General features: G+C 61.7%; 16 protein-coding genes. 4 read left to right on the forward strand and 12 right to left on the reverse strand.

Annotated features, from left to right (window positions below; genetic code table 11):
- Positions 1–129 precede the first annotated feature (129 nt).
- From QRN41_RS11990 to amaB, 8 genes are all read right to left on the reverse strand, one after another.
- Complete coding sequence (locus tag QRN41_RS11990) at positions 130–894, reverse strand: SDR family oxidoreductase (RefSeq protein WP_034095635.1); 765 nt, start codon at positions 892–894, stop codon at positions 130–132.
- Between the two features lie 706 nt (positions 895–1600).
- On the reverse strand, positions 1601–2317 hold the full coding sequence (locus QRN41_RS11995) for an ABC transporter ATP-binding protein (RefSeq protein ID WP_034095634.1): 717 nt from the start codon (positions 2315–2317) through the stop codon (positions 1601–1603).
- A complete protein-coding gene (locus QRN41_RS12000; protein WP_034095633.1) occupies positions 2314–3189 on the reverse strand; it encodes an ABC transporter ATP-binding protein in 876 nt (291 codons plus the stop codon). Before QRN41_RS12000 ends, QRN41_RS11995 begins: the two co-directional genes overlap by 4 nt.
- The gene (livM, locus tag QRN41_RS12005) at positions 3186–4463 is read right to left on the reverse strand and encodes a high-affinity branched-chain amino acid ABC transporter permease LivM (protein ID WP_034095632.1); all 1278 of its coding nucleotides are present in this window, start codon (positions 4461–4463) and stop codon (positions 3186–3188) included. Before livM ends, QRN41_RS12000 begins: the two co-directional genes overlap by 4 nt.
- Before the next feature lie 3 nt (positions 4464–4466).
- Positions 4467–5381 carry an ABC transporter permease subunit gene (locus tag QRN41_RS12010; protein WP_034095631.1) on the reverse strand — a complete coding sequence of 305 codons (915 nt, stop codon included), beginning with the start codon at positions 5379–5381 and terminating at the stop codon, positions 4467–4469.
- Between the two features lie 183 nt (positions 5382–5564).
- Positions 5565–6701 carry a branched-chain amino acid ABC transporter substrate-binding protein gene (locus tag QRN41_RS12015; protein WP_034095630.1) on the reverse strand — a complete coding sequence of 379 codons (1137 nt, stop codon included), beginning with the start codon at positions 6699–6701 and terminating at the stop codon, positions 5565–5567.
- A 374-nt stretch (positions 6702–7075) separates the two neighbouring features.
- Complete coding sequence (gene amaA, locus QRN41_RS12020; RefSeq protein ID WP_285421607.1) at positions 7076–8359, reverse strand: L-pipecolate oxidase; 1284 nt, start codon at positions 8357–8359, stop codon at positions 7076–7078.
- A gap of 106 nt (positions 8360–8465) precedes the next feature.
- Positions 8466–9956, reverse strand: a complete 1491-nt coding sequence (gene amaB, locus QRN41_RS12025) for an L-piperidine-6-carboxylate dehydrogenase (protein ID WP_034095628.1) — start codon at positions 9954–9956, stop codon at positions 8466–8468.
- Between the two features lie 152 nt (positions 9957–10108).
- Between amaB and QRN41_RS12030 the strand changes: the two genes are divergently transcribed.
- The 3 genes from QRN41_RS12030 (at position 10109) to nadE (ending at position 13216) form a co-directional block, all read left to right on the forward strand.
- Entirely contained in the window at positions 10109–10999 is an 891-nt protein-coding gene (locus QRN41_RS12030) for a LysR family transcriptional regulator (RefSeq protein ID WP_034136669.1), read from the forward strand.
- Positions 11000–11170: 171 nt separating this feature from the next.
- A complete protein-coding gene (gene pncB, locus QRN41_RS12035; protein ID WP_034095626.1) occupies positions 11171–12385 on the forward strand; it encodes a nicotinate phosphoribosyltransferase in 1215 nt (404 codons plus the stop codon).
- A gap of 3 nt (positions 12386–12388) precedes the next feature.
- The gene (gene nadE, locus QRN41_RS12040) at positions 12389–13216 is read left to right on the forward strand and encodes an NAD(+) synthase (RefSeq protein ID WP_285421608.1); all 828 of its coding nucleotides are present in this window, start codon (positions 12389–12391) and stop codon (positions 13214–13216) included.
- 106 nt (positions 13217–13322) lie between these two features.
- Here nadE and azu read toward each other — a convergent pair whose 3' ends face one another.
- Entirely contained in the window at positions 13323–13769 is a 447-nt protein-coding gene (azu, locus tag QRN41_RS12045; protein ID WP_034111536.1) for an azurin, read from the reverse strand.
- A gap of 332 nt (positions 13770–14101) precedes the next feature.
- Here azu and QRN41_RS12050 point away from each other — a divergent pair, with 332 nt between their 5' ends.
- On the forward strand, positions 14102–14284 hold the full coding sequence (locus QRN41_RS12050) for a hypothetical protein (protein WP_034095623.1): 183 nt from the start codon (positions 14102–14104) through the stop codon (positions 14282–14284).
- A 46-nt stretch (positions 14285–14330) separates the two neighbouring features.
- On the opposite strand, the gene QRN41_RS12055 is transcribed toward QRN41_RS12050, so the two are convergent.
- From QRN41_RS12055 to QRN41_RS12065, 3 genes are all read right to left on the reverse strand, one after another.
- Positions 14331–15221: a transglutaminase family protein gene (locus QRN41_RS12055; protein WP_285421609.1), complete on the reverse strand. Its 891-nt coding sequence runs from the start codon at positions 15219–15221 to the stop codon at positions 14331–14333.
- Positions 15221–17707: a circularly permuted type 2 ATP-grasp protein gene (locus tag QRN41_RS12060; protein ID WP_034095621.1), complete on the reverse strand. Its 2487-nt coding sequence runs from the start codon at positions 17705–17707 to the stop codon at positions 15221–15223. The genes QRN41_RS12055 and QRN41_RS12060 overlap by 1 nt, the downstream gene beginning before the upstream one ends.
- A gap of 95 nt (positions 17708–17802) precedes the next feature.
- Entirely contained in the window at positions 17803–21093 is a 3291-nt protein-coding gene (locus QRN41_RS12065) for a transglutaminase family protein (protein ID WP_285421610.1), read from the reverse strand.
- Between the last annotated feature and the right edge of the window lie 14 nt (positions 21094–21107).

The raw sequence follows: 21107 nt of genomic DNA on the forward strand, positions 1-21107 counted from the left end.
TTTTGGCCGATTTGACGCCATCGGGGGCAAGCCCCCTCCCACAGTTGACCAGTGCACATCTTAGGTTTGTGAACACGGTCGAGTGTGGGAGGGGGCTTGCCCCCGATAGCAGCGACTCGGTCTAACGCTTTACTTGGCCCCCCGCTCAATCGCAAACCCCGCCCAGCTCTGGCTCACCGGCATCAACTCCAGGCGGTTGATATTGACGTGGGCCGGGGTATTGAGCACCCAGAAAATGGTGTCGGCGATGTCCTGGGGCTGGATCGGCTCGGCGCCGGCGTAGGTGGCGTCGTATCGCGCCTGGTCACCGCCGAAACGTACCAGGGAGAACTCGCTTTCGCACAGGCCCGGCTCGATGTTAGTCACGCGCACGCCAGTGCCTTGCAGGTCGCAGCGCAGGTTCAGGGAGAACTGTTTGACGAACGCCTTGGAGCCGCCGTACACATGGCTGCCGGGGTACGGGTAGCTGCCGGCGATGGAGCCCAGGTTGATGATGCCCGCGCCACGACCATGGGCGATCAAACGTGGCAGCAGCAGATGGGTGGTGGTCAGCAGGCCTTTGATATTGGTGTCGACCATGGTTTCCCAGTCGTCCAGGTTGCACTTGGGCGCCGGGTCGGTGCCCACCGCCAGGCCGGCGTTGTTGATCAAGCCGCGCAGGGTGGCGAACGACGGTGGCAGGTTAGCGATCGCGTCTTCCATGCCCTTGCGATCACGTACGTCCACCACCAGGCCATGCACTTCGGTCTGCTTGGAAAGTTCTTCCACCAGCGCATTCAAACGCTCGGCACGCCGGCCAGTGAGCACCAGTTTCCAGCCAGCCTGGGCGAAGCGACGAGCACAGGCTTCGCCGAAACCTGAAGTGGCGCCAGTAATAAACAGCGTGTCGGACATGGTGTTCTCCTTGCGAGCGACGGGAAAAAATCAGCCAGCAGAATGCCCGTCCACCGCCGTTGCGGCAACCGCTACGCACACGCACTGCGGCATGACTGGTTATTTTATGATCACTTGGCGCAAACCCTTGTACTGCGCAGCCTGTAGCCTTATGCACGCAGGTTATCCACAGCTGCGCCCACAGTCTTTGGGGGCAAGTTCAAACCGACCAAACCCGCTGTATACAAGGGCTGCGGGCTGTTTCGGAAAGTATTTTGCTTGACCTTCAGCGAGGCCTATGTAGCCCCGACACACGCTGAAAAATCCGCGCGATGGCTCCAGGCCAGTTATTTCGGCCTCTGCGGAGGTCTTTCCAGAGTTTAATCACAGACTTATCCACAGGCTTAACGGACATAATTCGGTCATATACCTGTGTCTTTAAACAGGTTGACAAACCCCTCGAACGCTCCCGAAAAAACCACTGCTCAAAAAACAACCGCAAGGCTACAAGCCGCGAAAACAGAGGCTTTCAGCCAGCTACTCCCACGTTACCCACAGCCGGTTCCACAGTGGATGGGGACAAGTCAAAACTGTGACAAAACAGCGATTTGCGGGGGCTATATGTCGCGCTTTGGAGGGAGGCTGGATTTGTTTTCCACAATTTGGATCAGCCTTGTGGATCACTCAAAAGAAATGCGGGGAGGGGCTTGCCCCCTCCCCCACGTACTCAGTGGCCGCCGAGATAGGCGTTGCGCACTTCCTCGTTCACTAACAGCTCCTTGCCGGTGCCGGTCAGGCGAATCTCACCGTTGACCATCACATAGGCGCGGTCCGACAGACGCAACGCGTGGTTGGCGTTCTGTTCCACCAGGAAGATCGTCATCCCGGTAGCCGCCAATTCGCGCAGGGTGGAAAAGATCTGCTTCACCACAATCGGCGCCAGCCCCAGGCTCGGCTCATCCAGCAGCAACAACTTGGGCCGGCTCATCAACGCACGGGCAATGGCGAGCATTTGCTGCTCGCCGCCGGACATGGTCATGGCGCGCTGGTTACGCCGCTCCTTGAGGCGCGGGAACAGCTCGAACATGCGCTGCATGTCTTCGCTGGCGAACTTGTCGCCGATCGGGATGGTGCCCATCAGCAGGTTTTCCTCGACGGTCATGTCGGGGAACACCCGCCGCCCTTCCGGCGACTGCGCGATGCCGTTGGAGGCGATGTAGTGGGACGACTTGTGGGTAATGTCGACGCCGTTGTAGAGGATCTGCCCGGACTCGGCCCGAGGCTGGCCGAAGATCGACATCAACAGTGTGGACTTACCCGCACCGTTGGAGCCGATCAGGCTGACGGTTTCGCCTTCATTGATGTGCAGCGAGACTTTTTTCAGGGCCTGGATCGGGCCGTAGAACACGTCCAGCTCCTTCATTTCGAGGATAGGTGCACTCATACCAGCTCCTCTTCGTCAGCGCCCAGGTAAGCAGCGATCACTTTCGGGTCGTTGCGGATCGCATCCGGCCCGCCCTCGGCGATCACGTTGCCGTGGTCCAGCACCACGATGTGGTCGGAAATATTCATCACCATGCCCATGTCGTGTTCGATCAGCACCACCGTCAGGTCGTGTTCGTCGCGCAACAGGCGAATCATCGCGCTCAGAGCTTCGGTTTCCTGGGGGTTGAGGCCCGCCGCCGGCTCGTCCAGGCAGATGATCTGCGGCCGGGTGCACATGGCCCGAGCGATTTCCAGGCGCCGCTGCTGGCCGTAGGAAAGCTCGCCGGCCAGACGGTTGGCGCAGTCCACCAGGTCCACCACTTCCAGCCAGTAAAACGCGTGATCGAGGGCATCACTCTCGGCCTTACGGTAGCCCTTGGTGTTGAGGATGCCCGCCAACATATTGCGGTTGACCCACATGTGCTGGGCCACCAGCAGGTTTTCCACCACGGACATTTCTTTGAACAGGCGAATGTTCTGGAACGTACGCGCCAGCCCCGCCCGGTTCACCAGGTGGGTGCCGCCGAACATCTTGTAGTAGACGCGGCTGAGGAAGCTTTTCGGCGATACAAAATCGGTGGCCTGGAAGCGCTCGCCCAGCAGTTGGATCACATTGGTCTGCTTGCCCCGCACGTTGAGCTCGATCTTGCCGCCACTGGCTTTGTAGAAACCGGTGAGGCAGTTGAACACCGTGGTCTTGCCGGCGCCGTTGGGGCCGATCAGGGCGAAGATCGAGTTGCGTTCGACCTTGAGGCTCACATCGCTCAAGGCCTTGATGCCACCGAAGTGCATCATCAGGTGTTCCACGCAAAGCACAACTTCCTTGCTCATGGCGCCACTCCTTTACGTGGTGTCACGCCGGTACGGCTGATGCGGATCAAACCGCGCGGTCGCCAGATCATCATCACCACCATCAACACCCCGAACAGCAATACACGGTACTCGGAGAAACTGCGCAGCAGTTCCGGCGCCACGGTCAACACGAACGCCGCGATCACTACGCCCACCGTCGAGCCCATACCGCCCAACACCACAATGGCCAGGATCAGCGCCGACTCGAAGAAGGTGAACGACGACGGGTTGACGAACCCCTGATAACTGGCAAAGAACACCCCGGCCAAACCGGCCGTCGAGGCGCCTATGGTGAACGCCGAGAGCTTGACCAGCACGTGGTTCAGGCCCATGGAGCGGCAAGCAATCTCATCTTCGCGCAGGGCCTCCCAGGCGCGGCCCACCGGCATGCGCGTGAGGCGGTGCTTGATGTACAGCACAGCCAGCACCACCAGGAACAGCACGATGTAGATGAACATGAACTTGATATTGGGGTTGTAATCGATGCCGAAGAACTCGTGGAACGGTACCCCGCCCTCCTTCGCTCTGCGCCCGAACTCCAGACCCAGAAAGGTCGGCGAAGGCACGGGCATGCCGTTCGGGCCGCCGGTGAACGACAGCCAGTTATTGAGCACCAGCCGGATGATTTCACCGAAGCCCAGGGTCACGATGGCCAGGTAGTCGCCGTGCATGCGCAACACCGGGAAGCCGAGGATACACCCCGCCAGCGCCGCCGCGACGGCCGCCAATGGCAGCACCGACCAGAAGCCCAGGCCCAGGTATTGGTAACCCAGCGCCAGACCGTAGGCCCCGATGGCGTAGAACGCCACATAACCCAGGTCGAGCAGTCCGGCCAGGCCAACCACGATGTTCAGGCCCAAGCCCAGTAACACGTAGATCAGCCCGAGGATCACCACGGTCAGCAGGTACTTGTTGGCAAAGATCGGGAACACGATGGCGATCACGATCAATGCTGGAATGATCCAGCGCAGCCGCGATTTGTAGTCCGGTGCCAGCACATGCACGCCGGAGCCACTGCTTTCGAAGCCCTGCAGGATCTTCACGCCCTTGGGGGTTTGCAGGAACAGGCTCATGGCAAAGCGGCCGACCATCACAATGGCGACCAGCAAGCCCACACGGGCCGGTTCCAGGTTGAAGCTGTAGCCGTCGAGGACCACGCCGACGATCGGACCGAACACGATCAGCGAAATCAGCCCGGCAAGGACCGTATCGACGACACTTTTCTTGATATCGATGGGTTTGGCAGCAGACATGTTTTACACCTTAGCCACGAGCGGACGACCCAGCAGGCCCTGAGGACGGAAAATCAGAATCACCACCAGCAGGGAGAAACTGAACACGTCTTTGTAGTCAGAGTTGATCAACCCCGAGAACAGCGATTCGGAGATCCCGAGGATGATCCCGCCGAGCATCGCCCCAGGTAGGGAGCCGATGCCGCCGAGTACCGCTGCGGTAAACGCCTTGATGCCGATGATGAAGCCGGCATAGAAGTCGAACGTGCCGTAGTTGAGGGTGATCAATACGCCGGCCAGGGCCGCCATGGCGGCACCGATCACAAACACGTAGGAGATCACGCGGTCGGTGTTGATCCCCAGGATCGAGGCCATCTTGCGGTCTTGCTGAGTGGCGCGGCACATGCGGCCGAGTTTGGTGTACTTGATGACGTAGGTGAGCAATGCCATGCCGGCGAAGGCCGCCAGCAGGATGAACACCTTGGTGTAGGTGAGCTGCACGAAGCCGGTGCCGATATCGACACGCCATGCGCCGGCGAGCAGCGTCGGCACGCCTTGTTGCTTGGCGCCCTGGGCGATCTGTGCGTAGTTCTGCAGGATCAATGAGATGCCGATGGCACTGATCAGCGGCGCCAGTCGGGTGGAGTTGCGCAGCGGTTTATAGGCGACACGTTCGATGACCCACCCGTAAACGCCGGTGACGACCACGGTAAAGATCAAGGTGCCGAGAATGAGCAGCGGGAAGGATTCGATGCCGAAGTAAGCCAGCAGTGCCAGACTGATCGCCGCGAGGTAAGCGGAAATCATATAAACCTCGCCGTGGGCGAAGTTGATCATGCCAATGATGCCATAGACCATTGTGTAGCCGATGGCGATCAGGCCATAGACCGACCCGAGGGTCAGGCCGTTGACCAGTTGCTGCAGGAAAATACCATCCATAACGCAATCTCACGCGGTGAGCACCTGCACACCCGGAGGTGCGCGGCGCTTCTGGAGGAAAAGTCAGATCTCAATCACAACGCAGTCCCAATGTGGGAGGGGGCTTGCACCCGACGTGGTGGGTCAGCTAGACAACCGTTGACTGACACACCGCTATCGGGGGCAAGCCCCCTCTCGCATGGATTACTTCTGCTTTTCCAACTGATGGTATTTGCCGTCTTTATCCCACTGGTAAACCACGTAGTCGGAGACTTTCAGGTCGCCTTTGGCATCCCAGTTCTTCTCGCCCATCACGGTTTTGACCGGGTGGGCCTTGAGCCACTTGGCCGCGTCTTCGCCTTTGTTGGATTTGGCGCCATTGAAGCCGGCGGCCAGGGCCTGGAGCGAGGCATAGGCATACAGGGTGTAGCCTTCCGGCTCGTAGCCCGCTTTGCGGAACTCTTCCACCACGGCCTTGCTGTCCGGCAGCAGACGCGGGTCGGCACCGAAGGTCATGTACACGCCGTCGACGTATTGCGCGCCACCGGCAGTGGCCACCAGCTCGTCGGTGACGATACCGTCATCGGACATGAACTTGACGTCCTTGAGACCCTGCTCGCGCAGCTGACGCACCAGCGGGCCGGCTTCCGGGTGCAGGCCGCCGAAGTACACGACGTCGGCACCGGTGGAACGGATCTTGGTGACCAGGGCGCTGAAGTCTTTCTCGCCGCGGGTCAGGCCTTCTTCCAGCACTGGCTTGACGCCACGCTTGGTCAACTGCGCCGAGGTGGCGTCGGCCAGACCTTTACCGTAGGTGTCCTTGTCGTTGATCACCGCGACTTTCTTGCCCTTGAGCACATCGACGATGTAGTCGCCGGCCACGATGCCTTGCTGGTCGTCACGCCCGCACATACGGAACATGGCGCCCAGGCCGCGCTCGGTCACTTGGGGGTTGGTGGAGCCTGGGGTGATTGCGATCACGCCGGCCTCGTCGTACACCTCGGACGCGGGGATGGTGTTCGACGAGCAGAAGTGCCCGACCACGCCAATCACTTTGTCCTGGTCCACCAGGCGGTTGGCCACGGCCACGGCTTGCTTGGGTTCGCATGCGTCGTCACCGGCTACCAGCACGATTTTCTCGCCGTTGATACCGCCAGTCTTGTTCAGGGCGTCGGCCGCCGCCTGGGCACCCTTCATATACTGCTCACCGAACGACGCGTTGGCGCCGGTCATCGGCCCCGCTACGCCGATCTTCACATCAGCTTGAACAAACGTAGAAACACCCAGCGCCGCTGCAACGGCGAGAGCAAGAAAGCCTTTCTTGTAAAACGTCTGGGACATGAGTGGTGCTCCGATATTTTTGATTATTGGCACGACAACTTGCATTCAAACCTTTCACCGAAAGCTCAGAGCAAGCCTCGTGCCATTACGTTTTTATTCTTCAAAAAGACACGGTGTCATTGTTATTACAGGTGTTTCGGCTCCGCTCGCCAGGACGTGCAACCCCCTGGCGCGCGCAGGCGCAACCGCAAGCCCGAAAAGGTACAACCTCTACCGGTGCCACCTGCAACCAGAACCACAAACGACAGTTCCTACAGCGGTAACCCAAGGCGTAACGGAACTGCACATTTACAGTGCGTGATTGCTACGACTTGCACCAATACAGATTAGTAGCCTGCTAAGAAAACGCAGGGATTTGAAGGGTATTTCGCTGATCAGATGACAATCCTCAAGCACTGCCCCGCGTGATACAGCGAGAATCCTGCCTCATACAGACAGCTGCGCAGGCCCACTGCCGCCAACGGCTGCATCGGCGCAAACGGAATCGGCAATGTCTGGGGATTCTGGTGACAGAGGTAGTCGGCAAACGCCTTGCCCACCACACTGCCGGTGGTCACGCCGCGGCCGTTGTAGCCAGTGACCGCCACCAGCCCCGGGGCCGGTTCGAACAGGCGCATCAAATGGTCGGGGGTGAAGGCAATGCAGCCGGTCCAGGTGTACTCCCACTGCACCGATTTGAGGTAAGGAAAATAGTGCTGCTGCACCCGATCGGCCCACGCCTTGAGAAACCATGCCGGTTTCTGGTTGCCGTTGCCCAGGCTGCCCAGCAACAGTCGGCCATCGGCATCGCGGCGGATGCTGCTCAAGACCTGGCGGGTGTCCCAGGAGCCCTGACCGCCAGGCAGGATTTGCCGCGCAGCGTCGTCACTCAAAGGCGCCGATGCGACCTGGTAGTAGTAACCGGGGAAAAAGTTGCGGCGCAGCTCGGTCCATTCGCCTTCGGTGTAGGCGTTGGAAGCGATCACCACCTGTGCCGCCTGCACCGCACCGTGCTCGGTTTGCACCGACCAGTTCGAGCCCTGGCGTTCCAGTTGAGTCACCGGAGAATGGTCAAACAACTGACCGCCGAGCCCCATGGCGGCGTTGGCCAAACCACTGGTGTAGGCCATCGGGTTCAAGGTCCCCGCGCGCCGATCCAGCAACGCAGCAGCGATCTTTTTGGTGCCCGTGGCTTGCTCGCACGCCTGGCCGGTGAGCAATTCCACCGGGGCGCCACGGCGCTTCCATTGTTCTTCACGACTGCGCAGATCCGCCTCGCCACGGGCGTTATGCGCCATGTGCAACGTGCCCTCGCGACGCAGCTGGCAATCGATGTTGTACTTGTCGATCAGGCTGAACACCAGCGCCGGCGCCGCACCCAACATGCGGTTGAGCTGGCTGCCCACCGCTTCGCCGAAGCCGGCTTCGATATCGTCCGGGGGAATCCACAAGCCGGCGTTGACCAGCCCGACGTTGCGCCCCGAACCACCGTGCCCGGTGCGATGAGCCTCCAGCACGGCGACGCTCTTTCCCTGTTCCAGCAAATGAATGGCCGCCGACAGGCCGGTGATCCCGGCGCCGATTACGCACACATCCACGTTGACCTCGCCCTTGAGCGCGGCGCGATCCGGCCGGCTGGGGGTGAGGTGTTCCCACAAACATGTTTCGCGTAATGCCATTGCCAGACTCCGATGAGACCCAACAAACAACCATCTTGATGTGCTAGTGCGATTAAATGTGGGAGGGGGCAAGCCCTCTCCCAAGATTCAGTCCAACGTGCAGTAATCAGTCGAAAGTAATGCCCTGCGCCAACGGCAACTCCAGCGAATAGTTCACGGTGTTGGTCTGGCGCCGCATATAGCCGCGCCAGGCATCCGAACCCGATTCACGCCCGCCGCCGGTCTCTTTCTCACCGCCAAACGCGCCGCCAATCTCCGCGCCGCTGGGGCCGATGTTGACGTTGGCGATGCCGCAGTCACTGCCCACCGCCGACATGAACTGCTCGGCTTCACGCACGTCGGTGGTGAAAATGCACGAGGACAGGCCCTGCGGCACGGCATTGTTCAAGCGCAGGGCTTCGGCGAAATCGGTATAGCCAACCACGTAGAGGATCGGCGCAAAGGTCTCAGTGCACACCACATCGCTTTGCTCGGGCATTTCCACAATGGCCGGCGACACGTAGTAAGCGTTGGGGTACTTGTCTTCCAGCTGGCGCTTGCCGCCGAATACCTTGCCGCCTTCGCTCAAGGCTTGCTCCAGGGCATCCTGCATAGCGTCGAAGCCGTGTTTGTCGATCAGCGGACCGATCAGGTTGCCTTCCAGCGGATGGCCGATGCGCACCTTGGCATACGCGGCCTTGAGGCGGGTGACGATTTCTTCTTTGACCGACTCATGGGCGATCAAACGACGCAGGGTGGTGCAACGCTGGCCGGCGGTGCCGACGGCGCTGAACAAAATAGCGCGCACCGCCATGTCCAGGTCGGCGCTCGGGCCAAGGATCATGGCATTGTTGCCGCCCAGCTCGAGAATGCTGCGGGCAAAGCGCGCGGCGACCTTAGGCGCCACTTCGCGGCCCATGCGGGTGCTGCCGGTGGCGCTGATCAGGGCCACGCGGGGGTCATCCACCAGCGCGGCGCCGGCGTCGCGGCCGCCGATGATCACCTGGCTCAGGTACTCGGGGGCATCGCTGAAGTTTTTCACCACGCGCTCGAACAGCGCCTGGCAGGCCAGGGCGGTGAGCGGGGTCTTTTCCGACGGTTTCCAAATCACCGCGTTGCCGCACACCAGTGCCAGCGCGGTGTTCCACGCCCACACCGCGACCGGAAAGTTGAACGCGCTGATCACGCCGACCACACCCAGCGGGTGCCAGGTTTCACGCATATGGTGGCCAGGGCGCTCAGAGGCGATGGTCAAACCGTACAACTGACGCGACAGGCCGACGGCAAAGTCGCAGATGTCGATCATTTCCTGCACTTCACCCAAACCTTCCTGAGTGATCTTGCCGGCTTCCCAGGACACCAGCTCACCCAGGTCGGCCTTGTACTGGCGCAGTGCGTCACCGAACTGGCGCACCAGCTCACCGCGACGCGGTGCGGGCACCTTGCGCCAGGCCTCGAATGCATGCTCGGCGCGACTGACCTGTTGCTCCACCTCGGCGGCACCCTCCCAGTGCACGCTGCCGATACGGCTGCCATCGATCGGCGAATGCACGGGCTGTTTCCCCGACTGGTACAACGCCGGGTTCACCCCGAGACGATCAAGCAATGCGGCAACCATGGGTCACTCCTTCAATCTGCGTACAAAAAATGCGCCGCGACCGGCGCGGCGATCCAAAGCTTATTTGTAGCTGGCCCAAGACTTGCCAACAAACGACGATTAGGCGAGATATCATTCCGTTTATTCATGCCAAGAATTAAAAGAGGCACCCCGTGCTGAACAAACGACATTTGCCTTCGATCACCGCCTTGCAGTGCTTCGAGGCCGCCACGCGCCACCTGAGCTTCACCCGCGCCGCCGAGGAGCTGAACCTCACCCAGAGCGCGGTGAGCAAACAGGTGGCGCAATTGGAAGAGTTGCTGCAACACCTGCTGTTCCGCCGCGTGCGCCGGCGCTTGCAGATGACCCCGGCGGGCGATCTGTATTTGGTGGAAGTGCGCAAGATCCTCACGCAGGTGGAGATGTCCACCCATTACCTGCGCTCTTACGGCGGCGAGACCGAAGTGCTGCGGGTGTCCACGCCCTACACCTTCGGCGCGCGCTGGCTGGTGCCACGCCTCAAGGGCTGGCGCTTGCGGCACCCACAGATCCATTTGGACCTGTGCAACGAGCAGGAGCCGGACGAACTGCTGCAAGGCAAGGCCGACATGGCCTTCTACTTCGGCCCAGGCTCACGCCCCGGCACCGAGAGCCTGAAGCTGTTCAGCGAAGAGCTGGTACCGGTGTGCGCCCCGGAAAGCCTGCCCCCGCAGCCCTTTACCGACCCGACCCAATTGAGCGAACTGGTACTGCTGCAAAACGCTTCGCGGCCTCAAGGCTGGCACGACTGGTTCGCCAGCCAGGGCTACCACACCGAACACAGCTACCACGGCCCGCGTTTCGACACTTTCTATATGTGCATCCGAGCGGCGCAGGTGGGGTGCGGCGTGGCGTTGTTACCGCGTTTTCTGGTGGAAGAAGAACTGGCCGACGGCAAGCTCGTGATCCCCTGGCAGCATGCGATGCCTAGCCAGGATGCGTATTACCTGGCTTACCCGGAGCACGCGGCCGAAGTGCCCAAGGTGCGCGAATTTGTGAAGTGGATGATGGAGCAGGTGATTTAGTGCCTGGAGTGGAATGCATTTCAAATGTGGGAGGGGGCTTGCCGCGATTAGGCCAGTGGCCTCACCGAAAAAATGTCTGGCAAAACCCCTCAGGTCTATGCGCCACTAGCCCCCTTCCTTAATTGTGCGTAAAGGTCGGCCCCCTCGCCGACCCATCTGGAGATTCCCGTTATGAGCGAGAGTGTGTTTGCCGATCGCATCGTGCAGAACCTGCTCGACACCGACTTCTACAAACTGACCATGATGCAGGCGGTGCTGCACAACTACCCCAACGTGGAAGTTGAATGGGAATTCCGTTGCCGTAACAGCGAAGACTTGCGCCCCTACCTGGCGGAGATTCGCTACCAGATCGAGCGCCTCGCCGAGCTGAGCCTGAGCCCGGATCAGCTGGGTTTTCTGGAGCGCATCAGCTTTATGAAGCCGGACTTTTTGCGCTTCCTCGGGCTGTTCCGCTTCAACCTGCGCTACGTGCAGACCGGCATCGAGAACGGCGAGCTGTTTATCCGCCTGCGCGGGCCATGGCTGCATGTGATCCTGTTCGAAGTGCCGTTGCTTGCCATTGTCAGCGAAGTGCGCAACCGCTACCGCTACCAGACGGTGATCCTCGAACAAGCGCGCGAGCAGTTGTACCGCAAGTTCGACTGGCTGACGGCCAACGCCAGCAGCGACGAGCTGTCGGAGCTGCAAGTGGCCGACTTCGGCACCCGTCGGCGCTTCTCGTACCGGGTGCAGGAAGAAGTGGTCAGTGTGCTCAAACATGACTTCCCCGGGCGATTCGTCGGCACCAGCAACGTGCACCTGGCCCGCGAGTTCGACATGAAACCCCTGGGCACCATGGCCCATGAATGGATCATGGCCCATCAGCAGCTCGGCCCGCGCCTGATCGACAGCCAGATCGCCGCGCTCGATTGCTGGGTTCGCGAATACCGTGGCCTGTTGGGTATCGCCCTGACCGACTGCATCACCACCGACGCGTTCCTCGGCGACTTCGATCTGTACTTCGCCAAACTCTTCGACGGCCTGCGCCACGACTCCGGCGACCCGGTGCAGTGGGCAGAAAAAGCCATCACTCACTATCACAAGCTGGGCATCGAGCCGATGAGCAAGACCCTGGTGTTTTCCGACAGCCTATCGCTGCCCAAGGCCCTGGAGATTTTCCGCGCATTGCGGGGTCGCATTAATGTGAGCTTCGGTATCGGCACCAACCTGACCTGTGACATTCCGGGGGTGGAGCCCATGAGCATTGTGCTTAAAATGACCGCCTGCAATGGCCAACCGGTGGCGAAGATTTCCGATGAACCGGGCAAGACCCAATGCACCGACCCGAATTTCGTCGCCTATTTGCGTCACGTTTTCAAAGTACCTGCCCTATCCAGCAAGGAGTGAACCATGCAAGCCGTACAGCGTGAGATTGCGCAGCAGCTCAAGGTCCAAGCGCCATTCAACGACCAGGCCGCGCTTGAAGCCGAAGTGGCGCGGCGCGTGAAGTTTATTCAGGACTGCCTGCGCAACTCCGGGCTCAAGGCCCTCGTGCTGGGCATCAGTGGCGGCGTCGATTCCCTGACCGCCGGCCTGCTGGCTCAACGGGCGATGCAGGAACTACGCGCCAGCACCGGCGACGAGGCCTACCGCTTCATCGCCGTGCGCCTGCCCTATGAAACCCAGTTCGATGAAATCGACGCCCAGGCGTCAGTGGATTTTATCGACCCGGACGAGCGCCACACCGTCAATATCGGCCCGGCGGTCAAAGCCCTGGCCAATGAAGTGGCGGCGTTTGAAGGCAAGGCGGCAGTGTCCCGCGATTTCGTGTTGGGCAACACCAAAGCGCGGATGCGCATGGTGGCGCAGTACACCATCGCCGGGGCGGCGGGCGGCCTGGTAATCGGTACCGACCATGCGGCGGAAGCGGTGATGGGCTTTTTCACCAAGTTCGGCGACGGGGCCTGCGACTTGGCGCCGTTGAGCGGGCTGGTAAAAAACCAGGTACGTGCGATTGCACGGCACTTTGGCGCGCCGGAATCCCTGGTGGAGAAGGTGCCGACCGCCGACCTGGAAGACTTGTCGCCGGGTAAGCCGGATGAGGCGTCACATGGGGTGACTTACGCTGAGATCGATGCGTTCCTGCATGGCGAGCCGGTGCGGGAAGAGGCGTTCAGGATCATCTGCGAGACGTATCGCAAGACCGAACACAAGCGGGTCATGCCGTTTGCGCCGTGAGTTGAACCAGGCAGAACGTCATCGGGGGCAAGCCCCCTCCCACAGTTGACTGTATTCACAATCCAAGGTGGTAGGGGGCTTGCCCCCGATGAACGATTACGCGCGCTTACTTGACGACCACAGTGCCTTTCATCATCGAGATGTGGCCTGGGAACGAGCAGAAGAATGCGTAATCAGTACCCGCGGCCAGCTTCGACACGTCGAAGGTCACGGAATCTTTCTCGCCGGCACCGATGATCTTGGTGTGGGCGATGATGCGGGCGTCGTCTTCTTTCAGGTAGTTCTTTTCGATACCGGCGGCCATGCCATCGGTCGCGACCGGCTGCATGTCAGCGGCGCTGGTCAGCACCCAGTTATGGCCCATGACGTTTTTTGGCAGGCTGCCGGAGTGAGTCAATTCGACGGTGAATTTTTTGCAGCTCTTGTCGATCGTGATTTCCTTGGTGTTGAAGGACATCTGGTCAGTGGAGTCGACGGTAATCTTGCACTCTGCAGCCAGCAACTGGCCGCTGGCCAATGTCAGCAGGGAAACAGCAACGATTTTGGCAAACATGTGAATCTCCAAGGCAGGGTTAAAAACGCATGATGCGGCAAGGGTGCCTGAGACAGGCACGATTTCCTATGATCTGAATCAACAAATTGTATACAACTTTAGGCTATCAGACCTATCGACATAATCAACCGGCCAAAGTGCCGCAGCCTGCTTATGATCGGCTCCCTCATCCACTGGAGTCCGAGCCATGCGCCTCAACCAACTGTTCAACGGCCTGCTGGCCGCCTACGCCTGCGGTAAGTGAAGGCCAAGCGCGCTGCTAAGCTGCTACCATGGCGACCCGAGGCAGCCGCGTGCCGCCCACCCTCACCTTCGACCCTAGAGGATTGCCCATGGCCAAACCTAATTACTCCTTCGCCAAACGTCAGAGAGACTTGGCCAAGGAACAGAAGAAAGAGGAAAAGCTGCAACGCAAGAAAGCCGCCGCCGATGAAGAAGCCGGCGCGCTGAACCCGGATGCCGATGGTGAAGAGACGAGCGACGAGACCGAAACACCAAAAGATCCGGCTGAATAATTTTCTTTGTGGTGAACAGGCCCGCCCTGTTCACCACAATCCACCGTTACTCCAGCGGCATCACCGTCACCCGCACTTCCGGGTCATGGCTCCCTCCCCCCAGAATCACCCCACGCAACGGCGACACATCGGAAAAATCCCGGCCCCAGGCCAGGGTGATGTGCTCCAGTGCCGGCTGTACGTTATTTGTCGGATCGAAATCCACCCAGCCCGACACCGGGCAATACACAGAAACCCACGCATGGGACGCATCGGCGCCGATCAGCCGTGGCTGGCCGGGTGGCGGCTGGGTGAGCAGGTAACCGCTGATATAACGCGCCGCCAGGCCACGGGAGCGCAGGCACGCAAGCATCAGGTGGGCGAAGTCCTGGCACACGCCGCGACGGCGTTCCAGCACCTCCACCAGCGGTGTAGCGACCTGGGTGGCTTCGGCATCGAAGGTGAATTCGCTGAAGATCTTCTGCATCAACGCCTGCACGCCCAGCAGCAATGGTCGCCCCGGCGCAAAACAGCTTTCCGAAAAGTCTACGAAGGTGTGTTTCAAATGCACATAGGGCGACTCGAAGCGATAACGGCACGCTTCGATCACCTCGGGCGACATCGGGCGACTGCTGTAGGTCAGGCTGTCGCGGGTTTGATCCCAGGCGGGTGACCGGGCGAAATCCGGCGCCGGGCGCGCCAGCACTTCCACGGTCAATCCGGCGTTGACCAGCAGTTCGTCATGGGGCCGCTCGAACGCCAGGCGCGTGATGGGGTTGCCGAACACATCCAGCTCGTCGCGGCGTGAAGACGGTTGCGGGCTGATATCCAACTGTTGCGCGCTGCAGCGCTGCCACTCACACGCACGCGGCCACAGATGCGCCAACTGCTGGGCCAGGGACACCGGGCTGTCGTAGTGGTAATGGGTATCGTGGAAAACCTGATAGCGCGCACTCATCACAGCGACACCGTTTGCTGGCTCACATCATCCACATGGGCAAAGTGGCGCAGCGCCAGGCGATCCGACACTTGCCCACTCTCATCGGCCACCGCTTGCAGCAGGTCGGCCAGGCCATCCAGCGCGGCGCGTACGCCGGACTCGCCGAACAGCGGGTTCTCCAGGCAACTCAGGTCGAAGCGCGTAAGGCGCTCCACCAACGGCCCCAGGCCGGTTTCCCGCGGCACGCCAAAGTCGTCGTTGAGCCGCCGCAAGGTGCGGCTCACCAGTTTGAGCTGGAACAACACCGCATGGGGGTTCTGCTCGTCCAGCAGCAACAGGTCGAGCACCGGGATCAGTTGCGGCACCGCCAGGTAGCGCGAGCGGTAGGTGATGCTGCTGTTGCCCAATTCCAGCAACCATTCCAGCCCCGCTTGATCGAACACCGCCACGCCGCGCAGGAACGCCGCAAGGCTGCTGCTGAGAAACTGCAGGCGCTCGATGCGCCGCCCCATCATCAAGAAGCGCCAGCCTTCATCGCGAGTCATGTCGTCCAGGGCGAACCCGGACAGCGCCGCGAGGGACATCACCAGGCGGTTGAGAAAGTCCAGCAACTCGCCGAAGTCCGCCGTTTCGCGCTCCAACTCCAAGGCTTCGCGCTGCAGCTCCACCAGGGCCTGCCAGTTTTCCCGGGACAACTTGCCGCGCACCTGGGACGCCGCCCATTGCAAGCGTTGCAGGTTGGCGCGCAGGCTCGACGGCCAGTCGTCACCCAGCAACGCGGCCAGCAGACGCTCGGGCAGGTCGCCCTCCTCCGGCAACAAGCGCAAGTTCTCGCCCAGTTCCACCGCCGCCTGCAACGCCAGCGGGTCGTCGCCGTCGACATAGCGCGCCAGCACGATCCGCAGCCAGCGCGCGCTGTCATCGCAGCGCTCGCAATACCGGCCGAACCAGAACAGGTTTTCCACCACCCGCGAGGGCAGATACGGGTCGCGGCGCACCAGGTCATGGGCGCCGATGGAACGCTGTGCGCGCCACTGTTCGCCGCCGGGCGCCCGCTCGCCGAGCACCCAGGTGTCTTTGCTCGCGCCACCGCGCTGCATCGACACCACCTCGGCATCGGCCTCGGCGGCGACGCGCGTCAGGCCGCCAGGCAGCACGCGATAGCCGTCGTCGCTGGCCACGGCGTAAACGCGCATGCCGATGGCACGGTGTTGCAGGTGATCCTCTTCGGTGTGCCACACCGGCGCCTGGGACAGTTGCGCCAGCTCCTGGGCCACGTACGCGTAAGGGCGCGCGCGCATGCGTTCGGTCAGGGCCTGGCGCTGCGCATCATCCAGATCGCGGCCAAACACGGGGGTAAAACTCTGCGACGCAAATGCCGGCTTGATCAGCAACTCCGGCAGTTTTTCCAAGGCTTCGGCAAGCACTGGCGCCTCGCCACACCACCAAGTGGCGATGGACGGCAGGATCAGTTCTTCGCCAAACAAAAACTGGTTGATCTTCGGCAGAAAGCCCAGCAAACCCGGAGACTCCAGCACGCCGCTGCCCAGGGCATTGGCCACCAGCACATTGCCCTGGCGCACCGCATCGAGCAGGCCGGGCACGCCGAGGGCTGAGTCGGTGCGCAGCTCCAGCGGGTCGCAAAAGTCGTCGTCCAGGCGGCGCATGATCGCGTTCACGCGGCGCAGGCCACTGAGGGTTTTGAGGAACACGCGGCTGTCGCGCACAGTGAGATCGCCCCCCTCCACCAGCGGGTAACCAAGCTGACGGGCGAGGTAGAGGTGTTCGAAGTAGCTTTCGTTGAAACGCCCTGGGGTAAGCAGCACGATCAGCGGCGTCTGATCATCGCCGGGGGCCTGGCGCGCCAAGGTTTCCTGCAGTGTGCGGAAAAAACCGGTGAGGTGCTGCACCTGCAAGTCGCGGTACAGGTCCGGGAAGGCACGGGACACGATGGTGCGGTTTTCCAAGGCGTAGCCGGCACCCGACGGCGCCTGGGTGCGGTCGGCGGTGACCCACCAGCGGCCATCCGGGGTGCGCGCCAGGTCAACCGCATACAGGTGCAAAAACGTGCCATCGGGCGGCTGGATGCCCTGGCACGGCCATAAAAAGTTGTTATGCCCGAACACCAGTTCCGCCGGCAGCAGACCTTCCTTGATCAAGCGCTGCGGGCCATACAGATCGGCCAGCACCGCGTTGAGCAAGCGCGCACGCTGGGCGATACCCGCCGCCAGATGCTGCCACTCGTCAAAGGCCAGCACATGGGGCAGCAGGTCCAATTCCCATGGGCGGTCGGCGCCTTTAGGGTCGGCGTAGACGTTGTAGGTCACGCCGTTTTCTTGGATCTGCCGGGTCAACAGCGCCTGACGCTGGGCCAGCTGCGCCGGGGTGCTGCGCTGCAGGTGATCGAGCAGGCGTCGCCAATGGGCACGTACTACACCGCTGTCGTCCAGCAATTCATGATAAGTGCCCGCGGTCAGCGGGTAACGGTCGAGCAAGTCGGACATGGAACGCTCGGCAGAGGCAAAGGGGCTCAGGTTAACTCAGATTCATTGCAATCAACGGTGGGCAGGAGCTGGGCCCTCCCACCTTTCAATCGCAGTCAGTCATTCTTATTGGCAAAGCGTCGTAGATCCAGGGTCATCGGTAATTCATCGTTGATCACGATGGTCGGTACGGGGAGCTTTCCGGGTGTATGGCCGAGCCGGAAAAACCGCGCCATGCGCCGGCTCTCCGCCTCGTTGGCATTCACCGGCAAGCTGTCGTAATTGCGCCCGCCCGGATGCGCAACATGGTACTGGCAGCCGCCCAGCGAGCGCTGCATCCAGGTGTCGAGCAGGTCGAACACCAGCGGCGCATGCACCGGGATGGTGGGTTGCAGGCAGTTGGCCGGTTGCCAGGCGCGGTAGCGCACACCCGCGACGAACTCACCGACACGACCAGTGGGTTGCAACGGCACCGGGATGCCGTTGCAGGTCAACAGGTATCGTTGCGGCGGCAGGCCGGTGAGCTTCACTTGCAGGCGCTCCAGGGACGAATCCACATAACGCACCGTGCCGCCCGCCGCGCCCTCTTCGCCCAGCACATGCCAGGGTTCCAGGGCCTGACGCAATTCCAGCTCGATACCGCTGACGGCATAGTCGCCGACCTTGGGAAAACGAAACTCCAAGTGCGCGGCAAACCATTCGGCCCGCAGCGGATACCCTGCGGCATTGAGTTCGACGATAACGTCGGCAAAGTCCTGCTCGATAAAGTGCGGCAGCAGGAAACGGTCATGCAGCTCGGTGCCCCAGCGCGCCAGCTTGGCCGGGGCGTAGGGTTCACGCCAGAACCGCGCGACCAAGGCGCGCAGCAGCAACTGCTGGGTCAGGCTCATGCGCGCATGGGGCGGCATTTCAAAGGCACGCAGTTCCAACAGGCCCAGACGACCGGTGGCGCCGTCGGGGGAGTAGAGTTTGTCGATACAGAACTCGGCGCGGTGGGTATTGCCCGTGACATCGATCAGCAGGTTGCGCAGCAGGCGGTCGACCTGCCACGGCGGGCATTCCTCACCGGGTTCGGGCATTTGCGCGAAGGCGATCTCCAGCTCGTACAGCGCATCGTTGCGCGCTTCGTCCACCCGCGGCGCCTGGGACGTGGGGCCGATAAACAGCCCGGAAAACAGGTAGGACAACGACGGGTGGTTATGCCAGTAACTGATCAGGCTGCGCAGCAGATCCGGACGACGCAAGAATGGCGAATCCTTGGGCGTGGCGCCGCCGAGTACGAAGTGGTTGCCGCCGCCGGTGCCGGTGTGGCGCCCGTCGATCATGAATTTTTCCGTGGTCAGTCGGGTTTGTCGCGCCTCTTCGTAGAGAAACTCGGTGCGCTCTACCAACTCATCCCAAGTGGCGGACGGTTGCACGTTGACCTCGATCACGCCCGGGTCCGGCGTGACCCGGAAGTTGCTCAGCCGCGTATCGGCCGGTGGCTCGTAGCCTTCCAGCAGCAGCGGGCAATGCAGTTCTTCTGCGCTGGCTTCGATGGCGGCGACCAGTTCCAGATAATCTTCCACGCGCTCCAGCGGCGGCATAAACAGGTACAGCCGCCCTTCGCGAGCCTCGGCGCACAGCGCGGTGCGGGTCAGCCAATCGGCGGACTCGTCCACCTGCGGCATGCGTTCGTCGCTGGGGGCCGGCTCGGCGTGATGGTGCAGTTGCGCGTTATCCGGCAGCTCCGGCAGATCCTGGTTAGGGTCTGTGGGGTGCACGAACGGATACTCCGCCGCCGTTACCCAGGGCTGCGACGCCAATGGCAGGCGGTAGCCCAGGGGCGAGTCCCCCGGCACCAACCGGCAATGGGTATCGCGCAGGTACCAGCGCCCGCTCTGCCAGCGGTCATTGGCCGCCGTGCGCGCCAGCGGCAGCACATGGCCGATGACTTTATCCAAACCCTGGCTGAACACTTTGCGCAGGCGCTCGCGTTCCAGTTCGTCGCTGAGTCGCGGGTCTTGGGCCGTGACGTTCTGCGGCAGTGCACCTTCGCGCCACAGGTAATAAAACTGATCTTCGAAGGCCGGGAACACGAAACGCGCCGGCAATTTGAGGCGCTCGGCGACGCTGGCCAGGAAGCGCCCAGCCAACTCGTCATTGGCGCCGTAGTCCTGCTGCTCGTCGGCGATCAGTGCGCTGTTGTGCCAGATCGGCACGCCGTCGCGACGCCAATAGCAATTGAGCGACCAGCGCGGCAGTTGTTCGCCTGGGTACCACTTGCCTTGGCCGAAGTGCACCAGGCCCTGGGGCGCGTAGTGCTGGCGCATGCGCTGGAACAATTGGGCGGACAGGCGCCGCTTGTCCGGCCCGAGCGCGGCGGTGTTCCACTCGGCGCCGTCGGGGTCGTCGATGGACACGAAGGTCGGTTCGCCGCCCATGGTCAGGCGCACGTCGTGCTTGAGCAGGTCGCCGTCGATCTGCCGGCCCAGGGCCTGGATCGCGTGCCACTGCTCTTCGGTGTAAGGCTTGGTGACGCGTGGCGCCTCCCAGATCCGCTCCACCGACATTTCATGGGCAAACTCGCACTCGCAAGGCTCCACCAGCCCACTGATCGGTGCGGCAGAGGAAGGATCGGGGCTACAAGCCAACGGAATATGCCCTTCCCCCGCGAACAGGCCGGAGGTGGCATCCAGGCCGATCCAGCCGGCACCAGGCAAGTACACCTCACACCAGGCGTGCAGGTCAGTGAAATCCACATCGGTGCCGGACGGCCCGTCCAGGGCTTTGACGTCGGCGGTGAGCTGGATCAGATAACCCGACACAAACCGCGCCGCCAGCCCCAGGTTGCGCAACAGTTGCACCAGCAGCCAGGCCGAGTCGCGGCACGAACCCGAGGCGTTTTCCAAAGTGAATTCCGGGGTCTGCACACCGGGTTCCATGCGGATCAGATAGCCGATGTCCGCCGCCAGGCGTTGATTGAGGCCCACCAGAAAGTCCACCGCCGGCAGCGGCGTGCGGTCGATACCGGCCAGGTAAGCAGCGAACTTCGGCGTCAGTGGCAGGGTTTCCAAGTACGGCGCCAGCTCGCGCTGCTCGTCGACGGCGTAGTTGAAGGGAATGTTTTCGGCGTAGGGCTCAAGAAAAAAGTCGAACGGATTGAACACCGCCATCTCGGCGACCAGATCGACTTCAATACGCAGTTCGGCGGTTTTTTCCGGAAACACCAGGCGCGCCAGGTAATTGCCCTGGGGATCCTGCTGCCAATTGATGAAGTGCTGCTCGGGCAGCACTTTCAGCGCATAGGACAAAATCCGCGTACGGCTGTGGGCCGCCGGGCGCAAGCGCACAATTTGCGGGCCGAGTTCGACAGCACGGTCGTAGCGGTAATGCGTAACGTGGTGCAACGCGACATGAATCGACACGGCGGCCTCCTGCG

Origin of the sequence: Pseudomonas sp. efr-133-TYG-23, assembly GCF_030209215.1 — a bacterium.
GTDB lineage: Bacteria > Pseudomonadota > Gammaproteobacteria > Pseudomonadales > Pseudomonadaceae > Aquipseudomonas > Aquipseudomonas rhodesiae.